The sequence below is a fragment of the Gangjinia marincola genome (assembly GCF_039523415.1).
Taxonomy (GTDB): domain Bacteria; phylum Bacteroidota; class Bacteroidia; order Flavobacteriales; family Flavobacteriaceae; genus Gangjinia; species Gangjinia marincola.
Genome location: NZ_BAAAFG010000005.1, coordinates 90164 through 106265 on the forward strand (window position 1 = coordinate 90164; position 16102 = coordinate 106265).

Here is a 16102-nt window from a genome sequence, read left to right on the forward strand (position 1 = left end):
GGTGAGCCCTCTTTGTATTGGAACTAGGTTCAATGACCACCGGTGGCAAGAAGTCATAATGCGCTTTGTAAGCTGATTTACTATAGATCCTACGACGATCCAACAGTTGAGGTAATTAATGCAGCTAATGCAAACACAGCACTATTTTGTCTTACTCTCATTTTATTTGTCGGAGAATGTCCGAAAAATATCCACTAAATATTCTCTTCACTCTTGGAGGGAGGTGTCTAAATATTTGAATCTATTTTTTTAATCTTGTTTTTAGTTTTAAAATTCACAATAGTACTGATTATTCCAATAAATTTGCCTTTTATGAGAATGCAACCGAAAATCTCGCTAAAGGTCTTATATAAAACTAAAATAGTATCTTGCTATACGTTGATCTGAAACTATTTAAAATATTTGAAATGAAAAAAATCTACGCTCTCCTCACGTTAATTTTTACCTCATACATACTTTCTGCGCAGTGTTCATATGATACGATGATTACTTCTTCTCCAGACCTTAGCGGGGGTAATGAGATACAATGTAGTGACCAGGTGATTACATTTACAGCGCCTAGTGGATATGATGCCTATCAGTGGAAATATAAATTCTCTCCTTCAGGATCACCAAACAATTTTAATGGGGAGACCAGTAACACGCTAAGTATAGTTGCCGGAGATTTAGGCTTTGGCTATGTCTACGTAACCATGACTGATAACGATTGTACTGCCGATTCTAATGATATACTATTCGATACGTGGGTATTTCAGTTTCCTGCCATTAGCCATGATGCAGATACAGATCTATGTTTTAATGAAACTTCTGTAATTTCGAGTGCGTTTGCTGGACCTTCTAATTTTAGATGGTTGCGTAATGGTAGCGTTGTGCAGGAGGGTCCTCAGAGTTTCTATACTGTTTCAACTGCAGGAGCATATTTGCTAGAAGTTAGTTACGCTCAATGTCCGCAGCAATGGATTTCTAGTGGGGTAGAAGTAGTCTTTACCGTTACTGGCGAAGAGGTAACAATTGAAGAGGTAAATGGTACCCTTGAGACAACACCTAATGGTTCAAGCTATAGTTGGTTTTTGGATGGAAACGAAATCCCGGGTGCAACAGCTTCATCTTATACTCCAACAGAATCCGGAAACTATACAGTAACAGCACTTTTTTCAGGCGTTGAAACCTGTTCTGTAACCTCAGATGTCTATTTCTTTCAAGAATTATCTGTAGTGGATCAGACGTTTGATGAGCGTGTTTTCTTTAGTAATACTGTTGCTAAAGAAGGCGAATTTTTATTGAATAATTTAAGCAGTGAAAAACTAGTGTATACGGTTTTTGATCTTACGGGGAGACAAGTGATCAAAGATATTACTTCTGATGCCCAAATTAGTATAGATGCAGGCACCTGGCCTGCGGGTATCTATCTTTGTAGATCAACGATAGGGGTCAATTCAAAAATAGTTCGATTAGTAGTGCCTTAGGGCTATCGTAGCTATGAATTGCGTTTCATATTAATATAAAATGTAATTCATGAAACAAATGGGGTAATGGCCTTGATCGTAGAATTAGCTTTTACATAGATAGATTACCTATTATTATCTTTTGTAGCTAGTTTAGGTAATGCTAAAATAGTTTTAATTGCTGTGTGGATGACTATGGTGAAATTTTTCGATTACCAATAAACTGAAGAATCGAAATGAAGCAAGATACTCGATTGTTATTCCTTGCCTAATGCGGATTTTTATATTCAACTACTAAAGATGTAAACTTATAACAGTTGCCGGCATCGAATAGTAGAGTATTATATGACATGAAATCACATCCCGTCTGGATGCCATGCTCTTCCTGAATTATTTGGTTCGTTGGAGGCAAGGGGTAGAGAAGCTATTCCCAATCACACTTAAAAATTAAAATTATAAATTAATTGCTTGCATCGAGTAGCGGAGCGTAGCCAGATGCGGAGTCTAATTCTAACCAAAGTATATTTCTATTTTTCCAATTGCTTGTTTTTTAATTATTTACAACCAGAGTGAAACGAAGTATGAGAAATCTTACGATTCTTTCTAAATTACATTTAATTCAACTATGTTTATCTTTTAGAAATTGCAAAACATCAACATGATTTCCTACTCCCCCCGCACCGTCATCACCGGTTTAGGTATTTGTGCTCCCAATGGCATTGGGATAGATCAGTTCCATACCGCTATGCGTGATAAGGTATCGGGGATACGGCATCACAGTGAATTAGAAGCGCTAAAGTTTTCTTGTCAGATAGGAGGGATGCCCCTGGTCACAGAACAGCACTTAACCAATGTCTTTACGCCATTACAACTCCGCGGACTCAATGCCAGCGGGATTGTCTACGGATGTATTGCGGGTATGGAAGCCTGGAATAATGCCGGGTTTGCCGCTCAATCCAACGAAAAACGACCCAACACGGGAGTCATCTTTGGAGCCGGGATCAGCGGGACCGATAAATTTAGAGAAGCTATTCATCATATTGACGATCATAACGTACGGCGTTTAGGCAGTACCAGCGTACTCCAAACCATGACTAGCGGAGTGAGTACCTATTTGGGCGGAATGATTGCCGCCGGGAATCAAGTTACTGCAAACTCCAGTGCCTGTGCTACCGGAGTAGAAGCTTTATTGATGGGTATAGAGCGTATCAGACATGGAAAAGCCAAGGTGATGCTGGTTGGCAGCACCAGCGACAGCGGACCATACATTTGGGGAGGTTTTGATGCCATGCGTATTTTACCATCAAAGTATAATCAAAATCCCACTCAAGCCAGCCGACCTATGAGTGCTTCGGCCAGTGGTTTTGTTCCGGGGAGCGGGGCAGGAGCTATGGTGATAGAAGACTACGAACATGCCAAAGCCAGAGGGGCAACCATCTATGCAGAAGTGCTGGGTGGACATATCAATAGCGGCGGACAAACCAATGGCGGCAGCATGACGGCTCCTAATCCAAGTGCTGTCCAGGAGTGCATTATTAAGAGTTTGCAAAATACTAACATACAGCCAACAGAAATAGATTACATCAATGGTCACTTGACAGCTACAACAAAAGATACTGAAGAGATACAAAATTGGGTCAGCGCGTTGGATCGTAGCGGAAATGACTTCCCTGCCATCAATGCCACTAAGGCGAATATAGGGCATGGTTTGGCAGCTTCGGGCAGTATGGAGTGTGTGGCTACTGTACTTCAGTTAAAATATCAGGCGCTTTACCCGCAACTCAATTGTTCCGATCTGCATCCTAACATTAAGGAGCTCATCGCTCCAACCTGCATTCCGCAGGAATATACTTCAGCAAAAATAGATACTGCCATAAAAGCCAGTTTTGGATTTGGGGATGTCAATGCTTGTGTTATCTTTAAGCGGTTTGAATAATAGTCGATGAGGTGATGAGTGTTGAGTGTATGAGTGGCGATTTTATTCGCGTTGAAGACACGTCATGATCGATAATCATTAACTCAATAACCGATAACGATTAACAATTTTCGATTTCTGATTTTTGAATAATCCATTACCAGAATACCAATAACCCAATAATCCAATAACTCAGTGCCCAATAACCCAATAACAAATAACCTTCCACATTGAATCTTCCCATGAACAACACCCATTACAATAAACTGAAAACAATTATCATACCCTATTTACCAGATGATGTTTTGGTTGAAGAAATAACACCTAAAAGTCATTTGATCAATGAATTAAATATAAATTCAGCTAACTTGGTTGATATCATTTTAGATGTTGAGGATGAGTTTGGGATCAGGTTAGAGAATGAGGATATGGAACAGTTGGAAACCGTAGATGATGCCCTTCGTATTATTGATGAAAAACTAACACGCGCGTAGACTTCTCTTAAATCTCTATTAAACGTGCCGTTAAAATTCCTTAAGGATCTTTGTCAAGATGCCTTCTACAACTACATTGTTTAAAAAAACAAATGAGTGAAGAAAAGTTAAAGGTATTTAGCCGTTTGGATCAACTACGAACTGCAGTATACGGGCATCCTGAGAAAATTCTTTCAGACACCTTTTTGATGAAAATTCCTAAGCATGTTTATCGCTTTGGCAATACCTATGCCATACGACATTTAGATTATCAAAAAATACTCTTGATTGATGCGGTACGACCTGAAAACAAAGAGGCCTTACAACATTTTAAAGATAGTGGCTATGAGATAGCAGGTATTGTTTTAACCCACGGTGATTTACTTGATCAGGCTTACACTTCTTTAGATGAGATTGCTAATGAGTGGGATACAACAATTTATATGCACTTGATGGATGCTAAAAACCAGTCTGGAGCAGTAGAAGATGTAATGACAGAGCCAGATGCGCTTAAAGCATTTGGACTTAAGGTATACCATATGCCCGGACATACTTCGGGAAGCATTATGCTATATACAGGTATCAATGAGGGAATGCTATTTACAGGGGATAGTGCAGTTGGCTCACCTTATGAGAGTGATGAATATTACTTTGAGCGTCCACCAATCACTAATGAACAAACCGATTACGGTCTTATTGAGGCATGGCGATCGTTTAACGAACCTGTACGACACATGTTACCTTTACACGGTAAGCCTCAGTTCGATATGACAGATCAACAACAGGCCGATATGATTAGAAATTTAATCAAAGATGAACCTACAAAATCCTTATAAATGAACGCCAAAGAAACTGATTTATTAAAAAAAACACCTACAGAATACGATATTCATCCTTTAATTAAAAACCGTTGGAGTCCGCGTAAATTTGCAGATACCCCAATCACCGAAACTGATTTAAATCATTTATTTGAAGCCGGAAGATGGGCACCAAGTTGTTACAACTGGCAGCCTTGGCGTATTGTATGGGGAATAAAAGGAAGTGAAACCTATGATAGGATTTTTTCGCATTTATCAGAATTTAATAAAGACTGGGTAATAAACGCTCCTGTTCTTCTGCTTACCGCTTACAAAAAAACTACACCTGAAGGTAAAGATAATTTTCATGCGCTGCACGATTTAGGGCAGTTCGTTGCTATGATGAGTATACAGGCTCAGCATATGGGCATTGCCGTACATCAAATGGCTGGTGTAAACCCAGACAAAGCTAAAGCAGAATTTGGATTCCCTGAAGAATACCATGTAGCTACGGCGGTGGCATTGGGACATTATGGAGGCGATATGGATGATCTTTCTGATGATTTAAAAGATCAAGAAAAAGCAGAGCGCAGCAGAAACAGAGTGGAATATTTCACGTTCCAAGGAAATTATGTTGATCGCGCTGAATTGGATAAGTAATGAGTAAACGATTAGTACATAAGAAGGCTTTAGTGACAGGCAGCGCACAAGGAATCGGCTTCGCAATAGCTAAGAGACTGGCTAGTGATGGAGCAGAAGTGATTTTGAGTGACATTGACAAAGATCAATTAACTGTAAAATCTAAAGAGCTTAATGATCTGGGATATAAAACATCTTATGTATTACTGGATGTTACTAATACTGATCAAATCAAATCGGTTGCCAAATACCATGCATTAGATATCCTGGTAAACAACGCCGGAATTGCAAATGACAAGAAAGCTGAGAATCACAGCAATGAAGACTGGCAAAAAATGATGGATCTCAACTTAAATGGTGTTTTCTATTGTTGTCGGGACTTTGGTAATTCAATGCTTGAGCGAAAATCGGGTTGTATAATAAATATTGCGTCTATTGCGGGAGTTGCTGTAGTTAGTCCAGAGCATCACATTGGGTATGATGTTGCGAAGGCAGGGATTATCCAGATGACTAAAACACTAGGAGTAAACTGGGCTCCTAATGGAATACGAGTAAATAGTGTTTCTCCAGGATATACCAATACGACTATTTTGGAGGAGGTAGGGAGTGAAAGTCCTGAAACCTTGGAACAATGGAAATCTCAAATTCCTAATCATAGCTTTAACGAACCGGAAGAAATCGCAGCAGTAGTTGCCTTTCTGGCAAGTAATGAGGCAAGTGCGATCAATGCTACAAATGTCATGGCAGATGGAGGTTACAGCGTTAGTCAATAATGTCTAATTCAAAACTAGCATATTGGTGTTTCAAACTTGTTTTGGGGATTAGTTTCGCAGCTCATGGAGCAGTACGAATCCCTAAATTACACGATGTAGCTCAAGGTATCAGTGACCAATTTGCTGAAACAGTATTATCTGGAATGCCTTCATTGACAATGGGGTATGTGATTCCCATAGCAGAAGTCGTATGTGGTATGTTCATTCTTGTGGGAAATAGAGTAATGCGTTATGGTTTAGCGGGAGGTATTTTGCTCATGGGAGTATTAATGTTTGGAACGTGTATCTTGGAGAAGTGGGAGTGGTTACCTTCACAACTTTTACACGCACTGGCATTTTATTTGCTGTTACAGAATAAACATACACCATCAGAAAAAAATTGGATGAAAAATGATGGTACTAAAAATGAAGTTTAATAAAAATAGTATACAATGAAAAAACATGGACTCATGCTGGTAGTTTTTCTTTCAGCAGTATTAGCTTTACAAGCTCAGGATCCTTTTTTACAAAAGGGTGATCTTGCAAAAGATGAACAAGCCAGAGAATTAGTTAAAAAATACGATGCTGAGCTGGGCTTACGCGCAGAACAGCGGATGAAGATGGCAATTAAGATTGAAGAATTTTTAATCGATCGTGAAAATGTGATGAATAGTCGCAAGACTGAAGAAGCTAAACTTGACGCACTATATGAATTACAAAAGGCAGAAGAAGCTTCAATGCGCAATATTCTTACCGGAAATCAATATCCTCTTTACCTCGAAGTAAGAGAAAAAATACAACCGCTTAAAATGGTGAACAATGAAGAAAAGAAGTCTTCGAGTAAATCCATGAAGAAGAAGAACGATTTGAGAAAAATGGACGAAGATGAAATGAAACGTAAGCAACAGTAGTGATTAGACGTTCTCATGAGGATTACATGCGTATGGCAATATCACTTGCATACGAAGGAAAACAAGCGATAGGCGGAGCCCCTTTTGGGGCTGTTGTCGTTTTAAATGATGACGTGATTTCGGCGGCGTACAACCAGGTCAACATACAGAACAATTGTCTTTTGCACGCTGAAACATACGCTATTCAGCAGGCTTGTAAACGCCTACGATCAAAAGATTTGTCACAGTGTATTCTCTACACCAGTTGTGAACCCTGTATGATGTGCTTGGGAGCAAGTTACTGGGCAGGATTTAAAAAAATTTATTTTGGTGCTTCGGCTGGGGATGCCAAAAAAGCCGGATATCAATATGCTAACATGTATTATAACTCAACTGAAGAAAAACGTCGTGAGGAATTTAACCTTCATCAACTTTTGCGCGATGAGGCACTTCAGGTTTGGGGGAATGACTAAGATTTAATATTACAACGAACTAACTAATACCAATTATGTCTGAAAATACAACTGATAAAGTAGACGAGGGTTTAGAAGATACCGAAAAGAACCATTCGTCTGAGGAGGGTCATATGCGTTCACATGGTGAAATTTTAAACACTCAAATTAGTGAAGGAATTGAAACCTATGAGCAAAGTAATTCAAGTATATTTTTAAGTTCTCTTACGGCGGGATTGGAAATAGGCTTTAGTTATATCCTTTTATGTGTAGTAGTGTTCTTTTTTAGAGATCGTGTAGCAGATGATACGATATGGAAGTTAACTGCATTTGTATACCCTGTGGGATTCATTTTGATCGTATTAGGGAAATCAATTTTATTTACAGAACAAACCTCACTGTTATTTTTACCCGTACTTAATAAGAAAAAAACTGTTGGGCAGCTACTTAAATTATGGGGAGTGGTTATTGCCGGTAATTTAGTAGGTGGATTTATTATGGCAGGAGTTGCGATATTATTGGGTCCCGCCTTGGGTCTTTTTGATTTTGAAGCAATTGAGAAAATTGCGAAGCACGTTTCACATTATTCGGCAACCGTTATTATGGGTAGTGCAATTTTAGCTGGATGGTTGATGGGGCTTTTGTCATGGTTATTGACCTCTGCCGATAGTACGATTAGTAGAATAGTAATTATTTACTTAGTGACCGCGGTCATTGGTGCTACCGGATTACACCATAGCATCGTGGGTAATATCGAAGTGTTCGCAGGCATGGTCACTTCTGGCAAAGTTGGATTTAATGACTACGCAATATTTCAAAGTATAGCGCTCATAGGCAACGCGATTGGCGGAGTCGTTTTTGTAGCCGTATTGAAATACACCTCTTTTGCATATAATTTTACACGATGATTTATGGCGGAAAAAGATGAAGAAAAGTCAGATGACTTATATACAGATGCTAATCCTGAAACAACAGTAGAAGGATTAGGATTTAAAGACAAAGAAACTGCCGAAGAGAGTGTAGATAAATTGAAGCATCTCTTAAAAGAAGAAGTAATCACGCGTGATCATGCGAAGCAGATTTGTGTCACGATGGAACAGCGTTCCAAGCATCATCCCCATCGTAATGAGGATATGAAGAAGGCAGAAAAGATATACCGTGAATACCTGGAAAAACTCAAAAATAACGATTAGCCTTAGGTCTAGGCCGTTTTAGTGTTGGATTTACTACTCGCTTTCTTTTGCTTTCTCTCCTTGTACATGCGGTATGCCTGATAACCAACTTGAAAAACAGTGAGCACTCTAAAGAACTTTTTCATGCGTTTTATTTTAAAGGTACATGCATAAAAACGTGTTCACTAAAACTATAACGATCCTTAACATAAAAATGTTAAGGATCCCTTAGAGACTTCGCAGATAGTAAATTTTTTAATCAGTAAATCTTTACGCTATAGCATTTTAGACTGGCCTCAGGTTTCAAACAACGTTAGTTACATTGAGACAATGGTATACTTCGGTAATAGAATACGTATTAGTGAAGTGTTCAGGAGTTGTGTAATTTAGTTTTAGTACAGAGAATATCAAGGTTTGGCATATTTTTCCGCAGAAAAAAAAGCACCATTCGTTAAAATAGTGCTTAGTAATTAGTCGATTCGTAATTTTACGGTATTCGTATATCTGCCGAATCACTTTCGATAAGTTTCAGAACATCAGCATATGTTTTTGCCTGTATCGTTTGATCGCCACGAATCAGAATAGGGTAAACCACTATTTCGGGATGTTTATTGAGTAGTTTAATCGCATCGTGATCATCAGTAAGCTGAATCTCCTTATTCCCGTAAGCTTCTCTAAATATTGGGTGATCTTGTGAAATAATATCTCTTAGAGGTTTTCCCAAAAGACTAGAAATTTCTGCCCACTCACTATCTGCCAAGGTTTGATTAGACAAGTCTACAACCTGTAGCACAGCCTTTGATGAAGCTGCATAAGCTCTAACTTGCTTGCCAAGGGATGTTTCGGGATTATAGATCAGTGTGATCTGATTATCATCTTTAGCAATGATTCCCATAATTAAAACGATTTCATTTTTTCCTTACGCTTTTTTAGTTGGCGCGTTAACTCGTTAACACAGGTTTGGATACCGTCTTCGAACGTATTTGTATTGGTATCTGTAAACAAACGGGGTCCTGGGGCGCTTAGTCTAATACTGGTGACCATACCGGTATCTGTGCTGGTAGTGTTTTCAGTTTTAAAAAAAACATCTGCACGGATTAGAAAATCATAATGTTCAAATAGCTTTCCTAATTTTTCTTTTGAAAAGTCTTCAAGGCGTTCACTTTTAGTAACACCGTCATAATTAAAGTTAATCTCCATAGTTTTATTTTGTTCATCTAAGATACGATAGGATAAAAGCATCCCAAAATCTTAAAGAATAGTTTAACGACATCTTAGCAATTTTTGGCCTTTGAGAAATAAAGTTACGCCAACAATAATTATTATCAACGCGTATTATTATGCTTCCTGCTTAGGCAGTACGCTACTTTTCTTAGGAATAAAAATAGAGGCTAAAATACCACCCACTAACGCTGTGACTATGATCGTCAATGAAAGCCATTCTGGTATTTCAATGTGATGTGATAAAATCATTTTTACTCCTACAAAACCAAGAATAACGACCAGGCTATAATTGATAAATCGAAATTTATCCAGCATACGGGCGATCAGAAAATACATCGATCGCAAACCAAGAATTGCTAAGATATTACTGCTAAATACAATAAACGGATCTGCAGTAATAGCGAGAATCGCAGGGATACTGTCCAACGCAAAGAGGACATCAGTAAGCTCAATAATAATTAGCGCAACAAAGAGTGGAGTCGCCATACGAACTCCCATTTTTGTGATAAAAAAGTTGTCCCCGTGTATCGTAGCAGTAAGCGGAAATATCTTTTTAATTCGATTAAAGATAAAGGAGTTCTTAGGATCAAACTCTGTATCTTTTGACACCAACATTTTGTAAGCCGTGTAGATTAAAAACGCACCAAATACGTAAATAATCCAGCTTACCTGATTGATTAATGCCACGCCAAAAACAATCATCAAACCTCTAAATATGATAGCGCCTAAAATTCCCCAAAACAATACCCTGTGTTGATGTAAAGCGGGAATGTTAAAAGCACTAAAAATTACCGCAATCACAAACACATTATCAATGCTCAAGGATAATTCTATCAAGTACCCTGTAATGTATTTTATTGTAGCTGTTTTGGGAGTAATATTCGTAGGATTATCGATAAGTCCGGCATCGAATAAATAATAAATCACACCTGAAAATGCAAGAGCTACTGAAACCCATAGAGTGGTCCATCCCGCCGCTTCTTTAGTTTCAATAACATGAGCTTTACGATTGAATACGCCTAAATCCAAGGCTAAAAAGAAAATTATAACAACGATAAATCCTGTCCAAATCATGGCACAAAAATAGTAGTACTTATTAATGAATTTCGCACAAAAGACTGTTAATTAATCAATAAGTGATCGCTAATAAAATACTTTTGCGACCGTAGTAGTTTAGCGACATATTTTTAAACTAAAGTTTAGACTGTGTTATCCATTTTACTAACATAATCATTTTCTGCTCTTATAACAAAAGGGATGACTGATCACAACCTTGGCCGTAATTTGCAACCAATGTCAATGTAATTTTGTTAATTAAAGTAAGATAGCATTTGCTATACCTATTGTTTTTATTATATTAATTTTTATGAAAAATAAAATTATACGTTACCTACTTTCTGCGGTTTTGACGCTTAGTGGCATATTTCAATTTCACGCACAAGAAAATGATTTACCTCTTGATATCCCTGGAGAAATTATCAAACTTAAGGATTTGTGCGACGAAACACTTCGCGTAGCACTCACTAAAGAAATAAACAAGAATAAACGCTGGAAGTCCTTAATCGCTAAAAAGAAAATGGCTGTTGGAATTGTAGATTTATCAGATCCCGAAGCCATTCAATACGCCGGCATCAATGATAATGTTATGATGTATGCAGCTAGTCTGCCCAAAATTGCTATTCTTTTGGCGGTTATGGATGCGGTTGAAGATGGTACACTGGAATATACTGCTGAGTTGAAAAGAGATCTAAGACTTATGATAAGTAAGTCGAATAATCAGGCTTCTACCAGAAACATTGATCGGGTGGGGTATGAAAAAATAGAAGAAGTACTTCGCGCACCTCGCCATGAACTCTATGATGAAGAAACCGGAGGAGGATTATGGGTAGGTAAACGCTATGCTGCCGGAGGGCGAAGATATCCAGATCCTCTCAAAGGACTTAGTCATGCCGCAACAGTAAGACAAGTATGTAGTTTTTATTACCAGCTGGCTGTAGGTAATTTGATTAGTACAGAGCGATCTGAACAAATGCTGGATATAATGAAAGATCCTGCCTTGCATCATAAATTCGTCAATACATTGGATAAGGTAGCTCCTAAAGCCACATTTTACCGAAAGTCTGGCAGTTGGAAGAACTATCACGCAGACTCTGTTTTAGTATGGGGCCCAGAGCGAAAATATATCATTGTGGCTTTAGTAGATAACGATTTTGGAGAGCAAATTATTCGAAATTTAGTCAAACCCCTTGAAAAAGTACTCAAAGATTCCCGTTCTTTAACCAAGATATAGGTGTGTTAAAGTATGAGGCATTGGATTACTAAATTATTTGATTTAAAAGAAGGTGAGACGCGGATTACGTTGCTAATGCAAGGCTATATCTTTTTGCTGATTACGGTTCTTTTAATTGTTAAACCTACTGTAAACGCCGTATTTTTATCACAGTTAGGTGCCTCAAACTTGCCGTGGGCTTTTTTACTATTAGCCGTAACAGCAATTATAAGCTCTTATTTTTACACCTTAGCTGTACAACGATTTAGGCTGATTAAGGTCATTCAATGGTCGATTGTATTTTTTAGTCTCAGTTTTTTTTTACTTTCCTATCTATTGCATCTGGGCGTATTGCCTGGCGGGGTTCTGTATGCGTATTACGTTTTAATTGCACTATTTGCTGTGCTTACTACCTCACAATTTTGGCTATTAGGAAATACAATTTACAATGCCAGGGAAGCCAAACGTTTGTTTGGCTTTATTGGTGCAGGAGCCATCGCCGGTGGAATAGCCGGGGGATATTTGACCTCTATATTTGTTCCGATTCTTGGTAATGCAAATATGATCATCATTGCAGGAGTCTTGCTTATATCCTGTCTACCAGTGTTGAATTACATCTATCGGCATAAATTACGTACGATTGTGCGTCAACGTGTTAAGCACAGAGTGGGATTAGAAAAAACTGAAAATGTATCTTCATTTACCATCATTAAAAAATCTGGGCATCTCACCTTACTTGCGTCCATCGTTGGAGTAGGGGTGATAGTCGCAAAACTAGTGGATTATCAATTTAGTGATTTTGCCCAAAAGGAAATTCCAGAAACAGCTCCTTTAACCGCTTTTTTTGGATTCTGGTTTTCTACATTTAATGTGATCGCGCTTTTAATTCAGTTATTTCTTACCAATAAAATTTTAAAATATATTGGCGTCACTTCTACACTTCTTCTACTCCCGTTAGGTATAGCGATAGGAAGTTTAATGGTTCTAACAGTACCAGAATTATGGGTGTTGATCATAATCAAAGGATTAGATGGTAGTTTTAAACAATCCATCCATAAAGCGGCGACAGAGCTTAGTATTTTTCCTATTCCGTATCATTTAAAGAATAAGGCTAAGTCTTATATTGATGTGGTGGTGGATAGTATAGCAACCGGTATCGCTGGTTTTCTATTGTTGTTTATTGTTAAGCGCCTCAATTTAAGCTCACTCTACGTTACAGTCATTATTCTTTTCTTCTTGTTTGTATGGTTAGTATTAATATATCGGTTACGAGGGGCTTATTTTAATTCTTTTAGAAAGAACATACAACGCGGGATTACAAACGATGGACTAAAAAACAAACGTATTAAATCCCTTTCTGCCGCAAAATATGTATTGCAATCAAAAGATGATCAACAAATAGCACACTTTTTTAAAAATGCTTCAAAAGAGTTGTTGTTCTTGTTAAAGGGTGACATCATTTTATGCCTTCAAGAATCTTCAGACAAAACAAAGCGTCTTATTATAAATGCGTTATATAATTTCAAAAAAAATACAGCCAAAAATGAAGTCATGCAATTGGTTGAGCATTCAAACCCAAACTTGGTTCAGGATGCGCTCAAGTATGAATTGACACATACCTCAATTTCGTTTGAGGGTTTCTTCGGAAAATATTTAGATCATACAAAACGTATCGTAAGGGATTCAGCGTTAGTGTTATTAGCTAAATACAAAAAGAGAGATAATACATTAGCCTTAAAATTTCAGCTTGACAACAGGATTAAAGCGCAAGCGGAAGAAATCACATTTCAACATCTTTCACACAAAGACGATCTTCTGCACATCAATCAGGTTCTTAAGGTTATTGCCCACGCTGAAAAGTCTAACTACTATATTTTGATAACTCAGGCGTCAAAAAGCGAATATACTTTTTTGGTTAAAGGAGCAATTAAAGCGATGGGAATTAGTAGAAATCACGATTTTATTGATGACCTGCTTCTATTTCTTAGACAGGCTCTTTATGAAAAAGAGGCAATTCAAGCACTACGTAAATTTGGAGATACGTTAGCAGAGCATATCATAGCGCTGTACACCAATGAAGAACTGAATCCTTTAATGATCAAACATCTACCTTCCCTGTTGTTTGGCTTTACGTATAAATTGCCCAAAAAGATTGTTTCAGAATTGCTCTATAGTAAAAAGATTAATTTGAGGTTAGAAACATTCAAAGCGATTCAACGAAGTCAATCTTATTCTAAACGATTTGATTTCATTAAAAAGGGAGTTATTTCATTAATCTTAAAGGAATGTACTTACTACATGAATACGGCTATGGTGTTAGAAAAGTTGAGAGAGGATGAAAAAAATAATATTTCACAATCTAGTGAAAATGCAGCTTCCAGGCTTGTCGATATTATCCAAAAACAGCGTAAGGATAGTTTTGAATTGCTCTTCAAACTACTCAAGATGCATTATGAATCAGCTGACTTAGATATGATTTATACTGCACTTCGACATGGAAATGAAGAGGCGCAAACCAGTAGTCTTGAACTTTTAGAAAACTTGGTAGAATTCAAATTAAAAAATGAAGTTTTAGGTGTGGTTGATTATCAACTTGATCGAAGTCTGTTTTCTCAACATGAATCCTTAAAAGCAAACTTTGAGACAACCTCTAAGTGTCTTGCTTTTTTATTAAAGAATAGGGGAGCTGCTGTTAAATCAGCCGTTCTTGATGTGATTTTAGAACATAAATATGAACGTTTGATCCCTCACGTAAGTAAATTAAAGGAACATCATAATAAAAAAATCTCATTGAAAGCTACGCAAGTAGTAGATCACTTTGCTGCTTCGGCTAAGGTCTGATCAATCTTTCCCGCTAAATACATATGTGCACCAGCTGAGTTCTTACTTAATACATTGGTCATTAGGCATACAATGTATTTTCTTCCGTTAGGGTGTTCAACAGTAATGACAGAATTCATGTAATTAAAAACGTTACCTGCATAATCATTACAATAAGTTCCTAATGAGCGGTTGCATTTATAAAAACTTCCCGATTTAAAATACACTGCAGCACTATCAAGAGATGGTGAAGCCGCATAACGAATCCTGCGATCGGTCAAATATAAAAGTCGTTTAATTTCAAGGCTTGAAGAAGTATCTACTACCTTGCCCTGTTCTAAATTAACCATATATTTCATCAACCCAACCGGGGTACCTATGCTACCGCCTTTTCTACTAATATACTTATCAGGTCCGTTGGTGAAAAAACCACCTAATCTCCATTCGTCTTTATCAATTCCTAATTCTCTAAGAGGTTCATTCACTACATCGTAGGATAAGTTAGTTAAGGAATCCCGCGGAGTCTCTTTAAAAAAAGCATTCGCCTCTTCTTGAGTTAAATTTTCGTAGTCTCTTCCAAAAGCTTTCATCAGTAATGCTTCACGATATATAACACTTGCCGCCCCGTTGTTGCTTACTGATAACATGTGATCTGCCCATTCGTACAGTGAGAAGGTATCTGTGGCCACTACCTGCCGTTTTAATACATTCTTTTTTTCAGCATTATATACGGGTATAGTATGATGATCTCCAGTTCCCCAAAAACCGGCTCCCACCCGTTTGTTTTTAAGAATATGTACGCGTTCCTCAAATGAATCAGGACATACCTTAGCCAGTTGATCAAATAATGCATTGATAACTGCTATTTTTCCCACGCTTCCCGGTTGATAACCTACATTTTCTCTAAAATCTGCGTACAGTAAATTTTTAGGATCTGTCATGTCCAACACTGCAGCAGAATATCCGCTTGTGGGGAACAGGGGTCTCAACAATTCTTCTAATGCTTTATCTTCTTTAAGTAAGGTTGAAGCACTGTCACCTTTTCTTGAACGTAATTGTAGTTTAATATCTTCTATGCTGTAAAACGCACCGTAACGAATCCTACTATTTTCTTTTTCTTGTAATAACTTTTCTTGTATAGGCAATAACCTTTTAATGCCTGTGCGGGAGTAGCCATCTATAGGATAGTAAAACGTAAACCCCAGGCTGAAAAAGGCCAAAACAAATAATAGAAGTAGTGTTACTTTTTTCATA

Annotated in this window: 17 protein-coding genes; 13 read left to right on the forward strand and 4 right to left on the reverse strand. The window is 37.7% G+C overall.

The features are described 5' to 3' along the window. Positions 1-407: 407 nt before the first annotated feature. The 11 genes from ABD000_RS04230 (at position 408) to ABD000_RS04280 (ending at position 8556) form a co-directional block, all read left to right on the forward strand. Positions 408-1466 carry a T9SS type A sorting domain-containing protein gene (locus ABD000_RS04230; RefSeq protein WP_343764285.1) on the forward strand — a complete coding sequence of 353 codons (1059 nt, stop codon included), beginning with the start codon at positions 408-410 and terminating at the stop codon, positions 1464-1466. A 637-nt stretch (positions 1467-2103) separates the two neighbouring features. Next, positions 2104-3381, forward strand: a complete 1278-nt coding sequence (locus tag ABD000_RS04235; protein WP_343764289.1) for a beta-ketoacyl-[acyl-carrier-protein] synthase family protein — start codon at positions 2104-2106, stop codon at positions 3379-3381. A 221-nt stretch (positions 3382-3602) separates the two neighbouring features. Next, positions 3603-3854, forward strand: coding sequence for an acyl carrier protein (locus ABD000_RS04240; RefSeq protein WP_343764293.1), 252 nt, complete (start codon positions 3603-3605; stop codon positions 3852-3854). A 92-nt stretch (positions 3855-3946) separates the two neighbouring features. Continuing rightward, on the forward strand, positions 3947-4669 hold the full coding sequence (locus ABD000_RS04245) for an MBL fold metallo-hydrolase (RefSeq protein WP_343764295.1): 723 nt from the start codon (positions 3947-3949) through the stop codon (positions 4667-4669). Continuing rightward, a complete protein-coding gene (locus ABD000_RS04250; RefSeq protein WP_343764297.1) occupies positions 4670-5290 on the forward strand; it encodes a nitroreductase family protein in 621 nt (206 codons plus the stop codon). It begins immediately after the preceding gene. After that, positions 5290-6042, forward strand: coding sequence for an SDR family NAD(P)-dependent oxidoreductase (locus ABD000_RS04255; protein ID WP_343764299.1), 753 nt, complete (start codon positions 5290-5292; stop codon positions 6040-6042). The genes ABD000_RS04250 and ABD000_RS04255 overlap by 1 nt, the downstream gene beginning before the upstream one ends. A gap of 41 nt (positions 6043-6083) precedes the next feature. Further along, entirely contained in the window at positions 6084-6458 is a 375-nt protein-coding gene (locus tag ABD000_RS04260) for a hypothetical protein (protein WP_343764301.1), read from the forward strand. Positions 6459-6473: 15 nt separating this feature from the next. Beyond that, complete coding sequence (locus tag ABD000_RS04265) at positions 6474-6932, forward strand: hypothetical protein (protein ID WP_343764303.1); 459 nt, start codon at positions 6474-6476, stop codon at positions 6930-6932. Beyond that, positions 6932-7384 (forward strand): nucleoside deaminase, encoded by a 453-nt coding sequence (locus ABD000_RS04270; RefSeq protein WP_343764305.1) that lies wholly within the window; start codon positions 6932-6934, stop codon positions 7382-7384. The genes ABD000_RS04265 and ABD000_RS04270 overlap by 1 nt, the downstream gene beginning before the upstream one ends. A gap of 35 nt (positions 7385-7419) precedes the next feature. Then, on the forward strand, positions 7420-8271 hold the full coding sequence (locus ABD000_RS04275) for a formate/nitrite transporter family protein (protein ID WP_343764307.1): 852 nt from the start codon (positions 7420-7422) through the stop codon (positions 8269-8271). A 3-nt stretch (positions 8272-8274) separates the two neighbouring features. After that, the gene (locus tag ABD000_RS04280; protein ID WP_343764309.1) at positions 8275-8556 is read left to right on the forward strand and encodes a hypothetical protein; all 282 of its coding nucleotides are present in this window, start codon (positions 8275-8277) and stop codon (positions 8554-8556) included. 466 nt (positions 8557-9022) lie between these two features. Here ABD000_RS04280 and ABD000_RS04285 read toward each other — a convergent pair whose 3' ends face one another. From ABD000_RS04285 to ABD000_RS04295, 3 genes are all read right to left on the reverse strand, one after another. After that, a complete protein-coding gene (locus ABD000_RS04285; RefSeq protein ID WP_343764312.1) occupies positions 9023-9430 on the reverse strand; it encodes an arsenate reductase family protein in 408 nt (135 codons plus the stop codon). A 2-nt stretch (positions 9431-9432) separates the two neighbouring features. Continuing rightward, positions 9433-9777 carry an HPF/RaiA family ribosome-associated protein gene (locus tag ABD000_RS04290; RefSeq protein ID WP_343764314.1) on the reverse strand — a complete coding sequence of 115 codons (345 nt, stop codon included), beginning with the start codon at positions 9775-9777 and terminating at the stop codon, positions 9433-9435. A gap of 96 nt (positions 9778-9873) precedes the next feature. Further along, positions 9874-10833 carry a TerC family protein gene (locus ABD000_RS04295; RefSeq protein ID WP_343764316.1) on the reverse strand — a complete coding sequence of 320 codons (960 nt, stop codon included), beginning with the start codon at positions 10831-10833 and terminating at the stop codon, positions 9874-9876. Between the two features lie 292 nt (positions 10834-11125). Between ABD000_RS04295 and ABD000_RS04300 the strand changes: the two genes are divergently transcribed. Beyond that, entirely contained in the window at positions 11126-12049 is a 924-nt protein-coding gene (locus ABD000_RS04300) for a serine hydrolase (protein WP_343764318.1), read from the forward strand. 12 nt (positions 12050-12061) lie between these two features. Next, positions 12062-14869, forward strand: a complete 2808-nt coding sequence (locus ABD000_RS04305; protein ID WP_343764320.1) for an NTP/NDP exchange transporter — start codon at positions 12062-12064, stop codon at positions 14867-14869. Here the strand turns inward: ABD000_RS04305 and ABD000_RS04310 are convergent. Beyond that, entirely contained in the window at positions 14842-16101 is a 1260-nt protein-coding gene (locus ABD000_RS04310) for a serine hydrolase (RefSeq protein WP_343764322.1), read from the reverse strand. The genes ABD000_RS04305 and ABD000_RS04310 overlap by 28 nt on opposite strands. Position 16102: the final 1 nt, after the last annotated feature.

Coding starts and splice junctions, on each gene's coding strand:
- ABD000_RS04275 (WP_343764307.1), top strand. CDS start 7,420: ATGTCTGAAAATACAACTGATAAAGTAGACGAGGGTTTAGAAGATACC.
- ABD000_RS04300 (WP_343764318.1), top strand. CDS start 11,126: ATGAAAAATAAAATTATACGTTACCTACTTTCTGCGGTTTTGACGCTT.
- ABD000_RS04305 (WP_343764320.1), top strand. CDS start 12,062: ATGAGGCATTGGATTACTAAATTATTTGATTTAAAAGAAGGTGAGACG.
- ABD000_RS04230 (WP_343764285.1), top strand. CDS start 408: ATGAAAAAAATCTACGCTCTCCTCACGTTAATTTTTACCTCATACATA.
- ABD000_RS04310 (WP_343764322.1), bottom strand. CDS start 16,101: ATGAAAAAAGTAACACTACTTCTATTATTTGTTTTGGCCTTTTTCAGC.
- ABD000_RS04235 (WP_343764289.1), top strand. CDS start 2,104: ATGATTTCCTACTCCCCCCGCACCGTCATCACCGGTTTAGGTATTTGT.
- ABD000_RS04290 (WP_343764314.1), bottom strand. CDS start 9,777: ATGCTTTTATCCTATCGTATCTTAGATGAACAAAATAAAACTATGGAG.
- ABD000_RS04245 (WP_343764295.1), top strand. CDS start 3,947: ATGAGTGAAGAAAAGTTAAAGGTATTTAGCCGTTTGGATCAACTACGA.
- ABD000_RS04280 (WP_343764309.1), top strand. CDS start 8,275: ATGGCGGAAAAAGATGAAGAAAAGTCAGATGACTTATATACAGATGCT.
- ABD000_RS04250 (WP_343764297.1), top strand. CDS start 4,670: ATGAACGCCAAAGAAACTGATTTATTAAAAAAAACACCTACAGAATAC.
- ABD000_RS04255 (WP_343764299.1), top strand. CDS start 5,290: ATGAGTAAACGATTAGTACATAAGAAGGCTTTAGTGACAGGCAGCGCA.
- ABD000_RS04240 (WP_343764293.1), top strand. CDS start 3,603: ATGAACAACACCCATTACAATAAACTGAAAACAATTATCATACCCTAT.
- ABD000_RS04265 (WP_343764303.1), top strand. CDS start 6,474: ATGAAAAAACATGGACTCATGCTGGTAGTTTTTCTTTCAGCAGTATTA.
- ABD000_RS04285 (WP_343764312.1), bottom strand. CDS start 9,430: ATGGGAATCATTGCTAAAGATGATAATCAGATCACACTGATCTATAAT.
- ABD000_RS04295 (WP_343764316.1), bottom strand. CDS start 10,833: ATGATTTGGACAGGATTTATCGTTGTTATAATTTTCTTTTTAGCCTTG.